General features: G+C 48.7%; 1 protein-coding gene (only partly in view). It reads left to right on the top strand.

Annotated elements, in window-relative coordinates; genetic code table 11:
• Positions 1 to 21 precede the first annotated feature (21 nt).
• Positions 22 to 15,328: the 5' portion of a TcdA/TcdB catalytic glycosyltransferase domain-containing protein gene (locus tag P6910_RS09150; RefSeq protein ID WP_317145966.1), read on the top strand. Its footprint extends 7,064 nt past the window's final position; 15,307 of the gene's 22,371 nt are visible here — the first part of the coding sequence; it begins with the start codon at positions 22 to 24; its stop codon lies beyond the right edge, outside the window.

Here is a 15,328-nt window from a genome sequence, read left to right as displayed (position 1 = left end):
GATAGGACAGGTCAAGGCTGAATGACCTGTCAGTTACGGAGAGCTTCCCGTATGCCTGCCAATCTGACTGATACCAATCCTCTCAGCCCTGCTCCCAAAAGACAGTGGCTGGATGCCAGCGATAACTGGTTTTACTCGGCCACTGTTAATACCGATACCTTTACCATCAGACTGTCGGCAAACCCGGCCAACCCGGAGTCGGTCTTTGCCACGCCAGAACACATTATTACTGTCAGGACAGCCATTGACCGAGCCTTCTGGTTAATTGAGCAGTCCGGTTTTTTTCCTCACTACATACATCGGAATATCAGTATTATCCTGTCTGACCCTGATTTGCCGGGGCAGAATATCTATTATGACGACGATGGCGTGACATTGTTAATCGGGCAATCGATCATCAATCCGTCATTATTGCCCCAGGCTTCGGGCAAAGCTGCCGGTATAGCCGATGCTCCCGGAACTGACCGAATCGTTGCCAGGTTGTTGAACAACATGGCAATGGTCGTTTATGAAGCCTGTGACCCCAATAACTTCTGGCCAGAATTTCAGGCGCGCCAGAATGGTTCCAAAGAGAATGGTGGCGGTTTAATCCCGTCTCCCATCAGTCAGACTGATGATGTGGTTTCCGCTATAGCCACTCAAACACAGCTCGACTTTATCTCTGAAACCCTGGCTGCCAAATGGTTGAATCAGAAAGTATCGCCGACTTCACTCTATTGGCTGGAGTCTTTGCTTCCTGATCTGTTCAATGGCCCAAAAAATCTTGAGAAACCTCCAACTCCTCTAAGTGCCGAACTGCAAGCCAGGCACTGGCATTCTAAAAACGACCTTAGTCAAACACTTACCTGGCTCAAAAGCGAGGAGATCCCTTCAACAGGCAATGTCACCAGACCCGTGCCTGACAGTTACTCTGCCTTCACGCCCGTCGCGCCCCTTTTGCGCATCGACGAGACAATAACCTGTCCCGCTTTTGGCGAAGGTTACCGCACCCACATAAACGGAACGGAAATAGCTATCAGGGTATACCCTCAGGGCGACGCAGCTCAGCCATTGCAACTTGTCGACATAACCCTTGATGTGAAAGGCTATCATTCACTCGGTTACAAAGATTCAACACAAACGCTCCAGCGGCTGGTTTTTGACCTTGAGAAATTGGCAGGACTGTTTCTATACGGTGGTTTTAACAAACAGTTGCTGGCCTTTCTTCGCGGACTTCAGGTTGCCAGTGGCCCAGAGCCGGATCACAAACCCCCTCTTATCAAGGCAGAGTCCGACCGATTATTTATTGACAGTGACGCGAGCTTAATAAACGACAGTAAACCACTGATTCGTCTGGGAGCCGCCGATCTTTCCCGGCACTCTGACGAGGCACTTGGGCGCGGGTTGTCGGCTCTGCTGGTACCCGCATGGCGAATGACTTTGGCGGACAGTACCGTGGCTGTGGCCGGTATTGAACAGCTCTGGGGTGTCACTCATAACAAGCTGGAAATACTGCAACCCAACTATGGGCTTGATGAAAGTTATCAGGCCCGGCAATGGCCATCAGAGTCCGGTGACCTCTACCAGCGGTTGGTGTCAGGCCAACGTCATAACCTCAGAAAACGTGGTGGCACAGCGGAAGATTTTGTTGATGCCGTGCGTGCACTTTATCAGAATGACGGGTTGGCGACGGCGCTTGCCAGAGTAATGGAAGACCGGGAACCGTTAACAGAGAATACCGGGGAAATGGCCGATTTACTCAAGGCCATCGTTGCGGTTTACGACGAGCGACCGCTACGCAGTGAGCAGTGGGATTTTCGCAGGGCTCTTGACGACAGTCTGGACTGGCTGATGAACAGGAACTCCGATAATACGACTCTGGCAAACTTTCAGCGACTCAAAAAAAATGATGAGGCACAACAGGGAGAGTACGATGGCCTGGCCGAGCAGGAGCTGGCACTGCGCTTTGACAACAACACCCGCAGCATCAATGGCAGGTTCTTCACCCTCAAGACTTTGGGTGACTGGATAGGTGTTTACCTGACGCCGGACTATCTGGCCAGTACCAGTAACCAGACCATTACCAGTGACCTGCGCCAACTGGTGGATGCAACCGACCTGTTCAGGCGCCGGGTAGACAATTCAGACGAATTACGGATGCTGTCGGGCAACGTAACAACCGTGATAAGACCTGATACCCTTGGCGATATACACGACCATGACTTAATGGAAGTGTCGCCCAATGAACGGAACAGGACAATTCCCGAAGAGTATGTCAGTTTGATTATCCCCGGTCGCGATGGTGCGCCCTCCGGTGGTGAGTCTGGCCCGCTGACCTATTTGCCCATCCAGAATGGCGCGGATAATGACACCGCCCATGACCTTGCTCTGGTTAACCAGACCATCAATAACAGCACGTTCACTCTCATTCATTTTAATCCAGACGAAGGAAACTTGCCTTACAGTTCCGGATGGCTGTCAGGCCACATTTCGCTGTTTTACCAGTTAAGGCAGGCATGGCGGCTGGCACTTGGGCTGGCACCAGAAGAAGATACCAACGCCATCAAAAACCGGATTCGGACTGACCTTGGTTTGCCACGGCACTATCCCGAACAGGAAGGGCGACCGTTACCAGTAGTAAACCCCCGTCAGGTAATGCTCAAAGAAAACCTGCCATTTCGGGTAAGATTAAATCAAACGACAGCGACAGACAGCAAAAAATCCATGCCCCTGGCGGTGACTGGATACGGTGCCCTTGGACGGCACATGGAATTGACGGCAGAGCCTGAAGGGAATGAAACTTATGGTCTGCAACTGGCTTCCATTGGCCCAATGACCCCGGTTGATAGCTTGCTACCTCTCCCCCTGTGGCGTTACACCGCAGTAAATAAACCAGCGGCAGGGCACAGGGTTCGCCGTTCCGATACTAATCCAGCTGAAGGTCAAGACCTGGAATTAATGAACAAACTGATTCCTGACTCTGATGGGTTCCAAAAGGAATTTGAACCGTTACTGCATTACCTGCGTTCCGAAAATTCATACTTGAACGCGAGTTATCAAAACCTGCTCAGAGCCTTTAAAGAGCTGGATGTTCATCGCGATCTGAATCCGTCAATAACTTATACTTCGGTATTAGCTGTCTACGAAAGACTCATCGACCTGACCAGGAATCACACACTGGAAAGGGATGTCGAAGCAAAGCTTGCAAAATTGACTACAGACCTTGAAAGCTGGTTTAAAACCATCACCAAGACAGTCCCTGAAAAGCTGCATTTTGTTAGCGTTAATCCAACCATCGGGGAACTTAACCGTATCCGGTTATGGATTGCGGCCAATTCAAAGTCCGATTTACAGGTAAACCTCTGGTATGACCCGCAGGCAATGCTGGCTGGTGTGCTTTCCGAAGCCCTCAAAGAGTCAGTGACCAGTAAATCGCTCCTTCAAACCGGTCTCGGTGATCCATCGGATTTTGAATCGGATTTATTCAAAGAACTCATGGCGCTGCAAGATGAGGCCTGGAAAGCCATAGAGCCAAAATTGAAACAAGGCCAGCTATTTGATCAGGCGGCGAAGGATTTTCTGGTAAGTCATCTCAGCAAATCGGGTATTGACGAAAAAAAAACCAGAATGCAGGACACCTACCAGCAATTTAAAGGGAAGATAGAGTCTTCTTACCCCAGAGTTAAGTTCTCTTACGAGAATATTAATCTTGTCTGGAATGAGGCTTTCGGAGAATACAGTGAGTCGGCCAAAAGATACTATTTAAGGGAACTGGGGTTGCGCGGGGATCAGGATGCGGCTAGAGCACTGGTGAAATTCAGAGTGATTGACACCCTTGGTGGTGTTTATTCTGATACGTCTCTTACACCAGACATTAATAGGGATCTTTTCAAAGGTCTTGATTACTCCGGTGTTAGTACAACAGACTGGGAGAGGGTGCAAACTTTACAGACGCAACTCATTATCCAGGGGTTTGGCAGAGAATTCTTGTCTGATGACCAGGGTTCTGCCATTGAGCAGAAAGTTTCAGATGATCTTGCCTGGTTCGGTAAAAAATACCCCCAGTTAAAGAGCAATATCGAGAAGCTTGTGGCGGGTTCTGATTCTTCGCAGCTATTTCAGCCTCTGGGAAAAGTGAAAGTCCTTCCCGGTGGGGTCTACGTACCACCCAAAAAAAATCCGGGTTTATTTTTCGCTGCGTCGCGGGGCAACCCAACCATAAAATCAACTCAAAAAAACCTCTTATCACAATATAGTAAGATTAGTGAATATAAATTGACCAGCGTGACAAACTGGAGCGCTGCCCAATATAAAGAGGCGATTTTTAAAGATCGCAATATTTCTCCTCAGGGATTGGCTTATTATCGATTCACAGGGTTGCCGTTTGCGAACGGGCATCAGGCCCTGAACGGTGATCTCGCCCTGAAGAAAAGTAAGGCTGCAATGAGTTTGACCAGAGGCCGCGACGCTTTACTTGATGCACTTCAATTGTCTTCCAGGGAATACTTTACCATTCCTGCTGAAGCGGTCGCTGCCAGGGATCAGGAAAATGCTATCGCGAGCTTTATAAGAACGGATTCGCAGAACAGAAGCCAATACAGCCAAGAACTGGTTATCCAGATGGAGCCTCGTGGTGATAACCCGATTGCCAGGGCCAGCCGTTACCTGGTTCTCAAATATAAACAACGTCCAGACAGTTATGACTCAATCCGTTGGTTGGTTAGCGAGAGCGATGGTTGGTCAGATGGAGAGACTGGTGCAAAGGTCAACAATGCTGATATTGGCCGATTTCTGGACGGTGAAAGCCGAATTCATGTAGTAGGCCTTGGTGCATCGGGGGGGAAGAAGTTTAGCCTGAGTGGACAAAGCGCGTCAGACCTGTCACAAAAAATCAATGAATTGACCGGCGATACCCCGGTTAAAAACATCAACCTGATAGGTTCAGGCATTGATCACAACGGGATTGTCAGTCAATACCTTAAAGATATCCTGAAAGCAACAAAAACCCGGACAGTGACTGGTCGTGACGGTCTTTTGAGGGTCGATATCTGGGGGCGTCTGTGGGTTGGCCTGCTTTCAGACACGGGTTTGGTCAACTGGTCACTGGACGACAGGCCTGACCGATTGAAAGTCTCTCGCACGAGTAGCGATGAAGTCGCCCTCGAATACTTGCCTAAAAAAGGCCCCTATGTTGAAGCTAACGTTAGACTACGACAGATGTCTTCTGTGTTGGCACAAAACAGCGGGCTGTTGGGCCCCGTCAATCCCGATGATTCAATCCCGACCCTGGCGATGTTCAAGCGCAGGCTGAAGCCGCATTTAGATGACCTTAGTTCAGATAATTTAGCATCGCTTGAGGAGAAGATTACTCAATTTGACAAACTTCGTCGGGAAGGGACCACCCTTAACAAATACGGTCTTGTCTATAGGATGCAGGAAAACCTGTCCAGCGTTCTTGCTAAGGGTGGTGCCGGTGCTTCAGTCTCCCACCTGAACGCCACAATAAAGCAGTACCTTATGGATGCTCTGGTTGAAGTACCTGAAAGGCTTCACTGTATCTGGATTGGTCGTCTCAATGAAGATGTTAAAAACTATCTGAGGGTCTGGGTTAAGATGGTTCCCTGGCCGCTAACACTCTGGTACGACCCGAAAGCGCTTCTGGCGCCCGTGCTTGCCCAGGAAATATATAAGGCGGTTGCAGATGAAAAAATACCTGAATCATTCCTGAAAGATGGAAATACCAAAGATGAATTTTTGAAACGTCTTTATCATCTGCAAGATCTGGCCTACAGCACTATAAAAAAAGGCATTGCTGAGGGTAATTCCTTCGACAAAATGGCAAAGGTATTTTTAATTAAACATTTGGGCATGGATAGAGGGGCATTAGAGGCAATACAAAGCCAAACCATGAAGGAATTCACGAACTTCAACAATGAGCTGATCAAACTTCGGCGCGACTCTCCATTTGAGGGTTTCAAGCTGGCAGATATCGAAGAAATCTGGCGGGAGGCAGCTAATGAAGCCAGCCTGACAGGCCAGCCCAGCCTGGAAGGGTGGTATTTGAAAGAACTTGGCCATAGGGGACTATTAGACCCAGCATCGGACGTGACAAAAGTAGAAATTATGAAACAGGGGGGGGTATACTTTGACGCCGATGTACTACCTCCTTTTAACGAGAAGTTGTTTAAACATATTACCACGCCAGGAGAAATTGTATTCGAAGGCAAGCGGGGTTATTTAATTAATCGTGCAATTATGAATTATCTTGGTCAGCCGGGGCCGGAACAGCTGTTTTTTAACAAGGCGCCTGCCCAGGAACAAGATGAACGCTATAACAGCGCAAAGGAAAAATACCCTGTTTTTATTAAGGCCATTGAAGAAGCTATCGCCAATCACAACAAAGAGCCTCTGTTTGTTTTTCCAGAGTCGGTCAAGGTTATTCCTGGCTCTATGGAAACGCATTTGTCATATGGAGAAAAAACCACTTACACCAGTAGCGTGATTATTGCGCCACCAAACAGTGAAGTTCTCGGAGCAGTTAAGAAAGAAATTAGGCAACGTTATCAATTGATTAAAAGTGCAAAAGTCGATGACCCATTAAATGCTTCTGATATTGATAAAAGTAAAGCTGTAAAATCAATAGCCAAAGAATGGAATATTGATAAAGACAGCGCCCGTTATATTATGAAATATCGGAAAGATGGAATAGCGCTTGGATCCAAGTCGACAATTTTTATAACCGGGCCAAAGCTTTTTAAGACAGTTGAGCGCCGTTATGTGTCTGATTTTTTTGAAAGAAAGGATTTGATCGATCATGAATTAAAACCATTTTTCTTACTGATTAACCCCTCCGCAAACACTGATTTAGTCAATATCGATACTCCTGAGAGATACAATAGCTGGGTGGCCAAAACAGATAAAACCGTGCGTTATGCCCTGACCTCTGAGCAAGACAGCCGTTATAAAAACCAGATCATTCTCCAGCTGGGTGACACCGAGAATGAAATCAAAGCCAGCCGATACCTGAAAAATAAATACGAGCCCTATTTCAGCCGCCTTATGGTCCTGGAGCTTTATGGCGATCGGGTTCAGCCGGAAAAAAGCGGTGACGTTGAGCTTAAGATAACTAAAACTAATTTTATTAATGATGGTCATCGTCGTCTGGTTGACCCGGAGACAGACCTCGACATTAATCTTGAGACATTGCAGGCTGATTTTCTTAACGACGACACCCGTATTATTATTGTTGGTCATGGTAGTAAAGTGCAGGGTAAAAAAGGCGATTCTGACCAGTTTCTCCTGGGCGGGCAAACGGCTGAGCAAGTGGCTGATGTGCTTAAGTACGTAACCGGCAAGCGCTTTGTCAATACCGTCAGTATAGTGGGCTGTGGCACTGATGCCAGCGCAGAGTATTACTCTGTTGAGCATTACCCTGTGGAAGAATTCGCCAGGACACTATTTGGTGAAATCCAGACAAAACGTATCACTTTCCGTGACGCCCTGGTGACCGTGGATAGTTTGGGCCGCAAATGGACTGGCATCCTGCAAAGTGAAAACCGTATCCTGTGGTCACAATCAGACCGTCGCGTCAAGCTGGTACTTGAGCCAGACGATCAAGGGCAATTAGTTGCCCGCCAGCGCCCGGTTGAAGAAGGGGTGGTGAAAAAACTCCTGGATTCGCCCGCTTTGCCCCCCGGCAGGGATTATGTGCAACTGGGTAACGATCCTGACCCACGTATCGACCAGGCCAAACATTTACTGCTTGATACGGTTATTGAAAAAAGTGGCAAGCAGAAACTCTCCGACCTGATCGAACATTACAACCGTCAGCTGCAACAACTTACCGGTGATGATTTTTCCCCTTACCGGTTGATGTCATTGCCGGTTGCTGATGTTGAACTGCCTTCTGCACAGGCCGAGGCACCAAGAGCGCTTCACATGAGCGCCTTTGTCCGCGCAGACTCACTCGGTGATCCGTTCTCGGGGGTTGGTTTGCTGGCCTATGGCGATCGCTTTGAGCAAGAAAATTTTTTCCGGGTCCAGCAGGCGGGGTATCAGTTGGCCCAGCAAGTCGCAAGTTCGCCATCCAATGCCATGGCAGCTTTGTTTACTCGCCTGCTGCTTGGGTCTTTGCAGGATATTGTGGCACCCGGTGGCAATAACATAAACCCGTTCCGGGTTTCCAGCGCAGGCCTGGTGGCTGCTGTATTGGCAAAGAAGGATCTGTTGGCTCTCTATACCCAAGAGAGACAAAATGGGTTTTCCGGATTGAGCCAGAAGTATGTCGAGACGCTGAAAGAGTTATCAGGTCATTTTCTGGCGGACAAAGAAGGGCTGGCACTGAGCGACAAGAAAAGCAATGAGCAGAGACAATGGTTTCAAAACACCCTTTCGCTTGGGGTGAGCAAAAGGAAGCGCCAACCGATTGGACCTGTCAGTTTTACTAGGCCTGTGTCTTTGGTTTTTGATGACGACATGCACAATAATTACCTACCCGTTGTCACCAATCCTTCCGGTGAAACCTATGTTCTGGTGAGTGTGCCTGAAAGTAACAGCCGGACTTTTCCGGATAATCTGCGCAATATCCTGTTTATGCTTCAGTCCTCAGGTCCGTTGGAGAAGCGCAATGCTCAGACGTTAATAAAGACGATTGAGTCAGCCTATTCTTATCACACCCCAGACTTGCTTGAACCGCAGCTTTATGAAAAAGTGGCCCAACTGTCGCTGACTGATGTGGCCACACTGACAGATAACATCAACGCAGAAAGTAAGGTTGCCCGAAGCCTGGCACAACCGCTGTGGTTGCGTCTGGTGAGCAGCGTAATCACCACCCTGGAAAGCGGTAACGCACCGGATCTTCAGCAAAAGCGCCTGATCGCAGAATTGTACGGTCAGCTTTATCACGACAACAAACCCATCAAATTCTCGTCGTTGGGAAACCCCGAATACACCGTTTACCTGGACCCTTCCCTAGCCTTCACTAAGGATCAGTATATTCCCCCGAAGATCGTTCTGGGGGTTCGTTCGCCCTCTTTTATCACGTCCTCTAATAACAGTGCCTATCGCTCCCAGCTGCGCGAACTGTTGCAATTGGGTGGCCTGCCAGACCCGCTGAAGGGTGTGGTTGATTATTTCTTCAATGAACCGAATGAATTTATCGATAGCCTTCTGGCCTGGCGCAAATGGGAGCTAGAGAGTGGTTTGGAGGCAACAAGACTGAAGTTTGATTTTCGATTCGAATCCTACCGGTCGATTGCGGACAGCGATGTGATCGTACGGCAATGGGAAGAATTTAAGCCTGTCACCATCCGGATAGGTATTTCAGATGTACGATCAAAGTCGTCTGATACCGGCCTGGCCCGGGTGATGGTCCAATCCTACGGGCTGGCTTTGTCTATCAAACTGCAAGCATCCATAAAAAAGGAAGCATCGTCAGCAACCATAGCCGATCTCGTCAAGGTTACGGAGATATGGCAAACGGATTACCATAATTATCCTGACGGTCAGTACGGTTTTGACAGCAGTCTGACATTGCGGAAATTACCGACCAACAGCGATCCGGTTTACCAGAGGCTGATCCTTGGCAGTGATGATCACGACCTCAGGTTTGCCCAAGGTACGGTGGATGATTTCCAGTGGGCACTGGATGTCTTGCTTCAGAAAGGGAAACTCACCGATTCGGTCAGAGGTGTCATTAAGTACCTTGCAATGCAGCCGCAGATCTCTGTTAATACTTTTGTAGAGGGTTTGATTAAGGCGCACACAGATTCCTGGAAACAGATGCAGGACTCGGAATTGCGGTCTGCGCTGCAGTTGCAGGGAAACGATTATCAGATATTGAAAAACCGAATATCCAGCTCCGATGTCCCCGCTAGAGACCGGGACAGGTTATTGTCAGATTTGGGTAATATACAAAACCCGGCAGACAAAACTTCGTACACCGGCAAAACGCCTTCTGATGGCATGGATGTTTATGGCAAAGACGTCAAGGAGAACAGTCCCGGAATTATTAGCGAAGTGACACTGGGCTCCTATGGCGATAAAGGCCTGGAGTCGAAGATCGCGATCTTGTTCTCTGCCGAGCTGGTCAAACATGTTCTGGAAAACGATATTCCTTCAAAATACCTGTTTTCATTAAACAAGGAAATTATCAAAACCCTTCGATGGCTCAGAACCACCTCTGAATTCGAGGGTTTTTCCAGTGCGTTAAAGGAAGGGCAGAGCCAGGTCTTTGGCAATCTGCAGACTCTGGTGGATAAGGGTGTTATTGATGGTTCTGTCGGTAGCGGCTTCGACCAGGTCAAAATATCGGACTCTGTTCGGTTATTACTGGTTATCACGCCTCCCGGTTCATCCGGTAACGTTCCGCCCGTTCCGGTTATGGTTAATAATGCCGGTAGCGTCCTGAAAATTGATCCGGGCCAGTATTTCATCGAAGGTAAACTGCAGGCTGAACAATATCACATTTCATCAGGCCTGATGGCTCGTTATATGGTTGCAGCAAATCTTTTGAAAGGAACCAGCAGCGATTCTGACACCATTCGGAAAAAGATTCTGAATGAACTTGTTGTTAATAAAGTCAAGATATTACAAAAGGGCATAGAATCATCAAAGATTCCTTTAGATATCCATGGAGGACAGATCGGTCTTGAATTAGTGAGTTCTTTCACAAATGTGGATGCTGAACCGGGAAAAGAACTTGCGCATACTAAGTCTAAACCTGCTGAGCTTCCAGGCCCTTATCCTGATCTGGTTCTAAGAACCGATCAATATAAATATGGTGATCGCTCTGTCATTAAAATCGTTACCGGACCAAAACCTCTCTCGGAGTATCAGAATCCATCCTCGGCTTTATTTGACGCTATCAAGACGCTGAACTCTGCTACCCGGAAAATACCTAAGGGTGACTATACCTTAGGAAGTTTGGTTCAGGATTATAACAGCGAGTTACTTGGCAATAACCCCAAAAATGAATTCAAGTTAATCATTAATGATGAATCAAAAAATAATAAAGTCTCACTGGCGCCCGAGGCTAGAGAGAAAAAGTCATTACCTTATTCTGTTCAGGTCAATATTGGGGTCGACCTTGGCGGAATTGGGGATATAACATCCTATATTTCTAATCTTATTGCCCAGAGGCAAAATGATGTATCAAGGCTGGTTTTTCAGTTGAGTCAGTATAAGGCCTCTGTCATTTCAGAAAGGTTGAATCTGAATTCTGATTTACTGAAATCCATGTTTGCTATTCATTTGTACAAGCAGGCACTAGACAGTTCAACGAATAATTTTGTGAGGGGAGATCTTGGCGTTAGAAATTCGTTAATGATTAAACTTGAAGGATTACCAAGATTGGGTACTGGTGATTTTTTAATGACGGTCATCTCTGATGTGGATGCCACCAAACTTAAGTCAGCCATCGGGGAGTACGGTCGGGAAGCCTTTTTTTCTTTAATGCAGGAAATGGTTAATGATCTGGCCAGTACGGGAGCTATGGCTCAAGGGGCCGGCATAGAATGGAATGTACCCAGACAGCAACTGGAAGCCAGGTTAAAATTGCTGTTTATTGACCTGTTGGATTACCGTATCGAACATGGGAGGATGACTATCCCCCTTAGTGAGTCAGATTTTTTTGAATTACCGCAAGGCAAAAACAAAGAGCCTAAGCTGGGTTACACCGATAGTTTAAATGGACCATCAAGACAAGGTGTCTCTTTTTATGTCAGTGAAGAGGGTGAAGTCCGTTACCTCGCCACCATAGAGGTTCGAGTGCCCTTGCCTGATCTTGGAAGCATCGTTTCTGCCCCTCCCAGTCATTCAATCACTGCGCTGATACAGTCCGTTCAGAATCCGGGTTTATTAGGAGCCAACCCGGACGTTGACATGATCTTTTTTGAAAAAGTCCAAAGCTTGCTCACCCTTGACATCGTAACTGAGCGTTACCGGATAAATCAGCGGATACTTCAGCAAGCGGCAAGGACAGCAACCGGTAACCGGCCCACCCTTGCAACCAGAACTGCGCCTTACCGGATAGATCAGCAGATACATCAGCAAACGGCAGGGCCAGCAACTGGTAACCGGTTCACCTTTGAAACCGAAACGGCGCAATACCGGGATTGGGTGGAGCAGTCCATCCTTAAGCGCCTGAGTCAACTCAACCACGCAAAGCTGAAGCATGTCATCCGCTCCTACAATAAGTTCAAACCTTTGCAAACCGTGCAGGGCAAATTGGGTCAGTTGTTGCTGACTGCCCAGTTCAGGGCAATCACTGGCGGGCAGTCAGAATCAGCCTGGGGCACTTTGTTGCAGTTGCAAAAAATCGTGTCTGCAGACACTAACCTTCAGCGGGTGGCCCCCGAGGATCAACAGCTTCCTGCGACAGAGGCTGATAGACACACTCTGTTTCTCGCCCGTTGGCGACAGCTGGTACAGTTAAACCTGCCCACCGAACTCTATAAAATTCTGAACTTGTTTTCTGGTGTTGAAGGTGAAGGGTTTATTAAACCAGTTCTTGCGTCGGGGCAGGTGCTGTCCAGGTACGGGATATCACTGGATCGTCTGTTTCATGAAAGAACCATTACCTCCGACTCCGGACGATACCTGTATCAGAGTCACCTGAATAGCGACCTGCCGAGGCTGACGGTGGGAATCAAAGACGCGACTTTTGATATCCGAAAGTCTATCGCTATTGGGAAATTATTTGGAATAGCCCTGATCAACCATCCTGGTGTGGCAGCGCTCAGTGATGCACAAAACGCCTTGCGGGCAATCTGGGGATTGTCAGTCGGGACGGGTCGCCATTATGGCCTGACCACAGGAATGGCGCTGGTTGCTTTTCCAGACCAGACAGGCCCCTTGTACACACGATTTATTGATGGCATCAGCACCGATCACAATTGGCAGTTTGCTTCCGGGTCGGTCGGGGATTTTGCCCGTGTCATATACGGTTTAACCGCCCGGTATGATCAGGTCGGGCTGACAAAGGCGGTTGAACGGGTTCTGAACCACCGGCGTCAACACCCCGGGGTATCTCTGGATATTTTTGCCTCGGCACTGGTAGAGACTCACAGGAATCTTCCGGATTACCAGGCGGGTCTGGTTTTGCGTCAGGCCATCGGGAGTGACGGAGTTACTTTTCTGAAGCAGGCTCTGAAGGAGAGCAGCCCATCATTAATTAACGGACTGAATTCGATATTAGATCTAAAGGGTCTTGACGAACATTATGTTAATCTCGATTCACAACAGAGCATCACTGAACTCGATATTAACAAGGTCATCAAATTAAGCGTCACCCCTGATTACCTTCGCCATGGCAAAACGGAGTATATTTTATTACTCGAGGGTATTAAGGACTTCCTCACAACGCCTCTGGGTAAAGATTACCAGAAGGGGCTCAAAGACAATGCCGTATCCTCAGATCGTTTAAAGCTTGATGCCCCGCAAACGGTGGACGGGAAGCGGGAAATCGTTATTTCGATCACTCGTTCTGGTAAGAAGGTGGTTATCAACCCCGATACCGCTGTCAGTCAACAAGCCAGTTCATCCAGCCTGATTCCAGTGTTTACTGCCCTGGTTCAATCCGGATACGATCTGCAGGGAAACGCTCAGGCTGACCTCCCGGACGCTAAAGACATTGACGGAATGGTTCGCCAGCAAATGGGGTTTGCCCCCTTAGTGGTGCTTGCCGACACAAGGACTATAAAAAAGGACAATGCATCAGGCCGGATAATCCTTGAAAAAACCTATACCATCGACAAATCTGCCAAACCGGAAAGCCTGCAGGCCAAAAGCTCGATAAACATTGATGGTTCACCTTTAATCACCCTGAAATGGCTCAACAGTCAACCAGGCTTGCAACTGATAACAGCCCCGCTGTCCCCCGACGAGCTGAATGAGCACCGGCCTTTACTGGACGCCGCTTTTCAGGCGCTGGACAAAACCGTCTCGGCCTTGTCTGGTCCGGTTAATAACAAGGATTTGGTCCGGGCCTTTCAAAAACGGCTTGCCAAGACAAAGGCGGTAAAAAAAGACAGCGCACTGGGCCAGTTAATTTTTGAAAATGACCAGACAAACATCCAACAGACAAAAGCCACCGGCGAGGCAGATTCCGGAATTACCCTGAGGCTTCCCTTTGAGGATCTGGGCAAGCCGGTGGTTGCGGCACTGTTTGGGGACAGTCAAAGTCCTGAGGGGGAACGGCTGCAGGCCAGCCTGCAGACCGCCAGCCGGTTCGTAAAGCCTATTGCCCAGACTTCAGGCGGTGATGGAGTAACCCATGCCCAGTTAAGGTCAATGTTTGCCCTGTTATTGTTCCGGCTATCGAGGGACAATCCGCAGGAGAGAGCCCTGTTTCCTGGGCTAAGGCTGGCAGACTGCATCCACACCTACCTTTCCGACAATGCTGTGTCCACACTCAATAACTACATCAAAAGCTTTGACCTGCAAGAGGTCACTGATGGATTGAAAGTAAAAATCAATGACCTTGCACAGCAAATACCCGGTACTCCAGACCCGAAAGTAGAGACCAGAATTAAAGACCTGCTGGGCACGGCTCTGGATTACCGCCTTGCCAACGGAGCCGAAGTGTTGCCCGCCACGCTGTCGGATTTTTACTCGCTACCCATGGCGGATGGCAGAGAGTACCGGGAACTCTGGACCGGCCTGATGTCAGAAGACAGCGTATCGCGAGCTGTCTTTATAGGGACTGATGACCATTATCTTCTGGACGCAGTCCTGCCAGGTCAAAGCGGCAATCTGGAGCGCCTGTTTAGCCGAACAGCGGCAGAGCCTGATAACCTGGCGGGTCATCTCAAGCTGGCGTTGAAACCCCACTGGCTGGGGCGTGATCAGGAGGTGACCCGTGCGTTTATTGAATTGGCGATGTCCAGGGTGGATAACGCAGACTGGCCGTGGTTTTCGAAGCACTTTTCTTCATTGTCGGAAGCGTCGCGTTTCAGGGTGGTGGAAGCACTTGGTCAATATCGCTCCCAGTATCCGGAGGCCGACATCAAGCGGCTGGCCCTTGCTCTTACCGAACCCCAGCTCGCTGAAGTGAACAGTCAGATCAGTCAGAGTGATCAAACCCGGACACCGCCGGCTTTTCGCATCAGGAATCTGGAATTACTTGCAGACGAAAGCCATAGCATCAAGCTGAATACCTATGAGAGGCGCGAGTTCCATCTGCAGGCCGGATCTCTGGTGCCGGTAACGGATCAAGTCGGCACATCACCGTTCAGATTGGATTCGGATCGGATGCTGCTGATAGGATCACTCAGTGACCAGTTTCCCCCGGCGTTTCTTGAAAAGAGCCAAAGCGAAAGATTGTACCGGGAAGCCATTCAGGACCGCCGAC

Origin of the sequence: Endozoicomonas sp. 8E (genome assembly GCF_032883915.1) — a bacterium.
Lineage (GTDB): Bacteria > Pseudomonadota > Gammaproteobacteria > Pseudomonadales > Endozoicomonadaceae > Endozoicomonas_A.
This window is presented reverse-complemented; position numbering and strand designations above follow the sequence as displayed.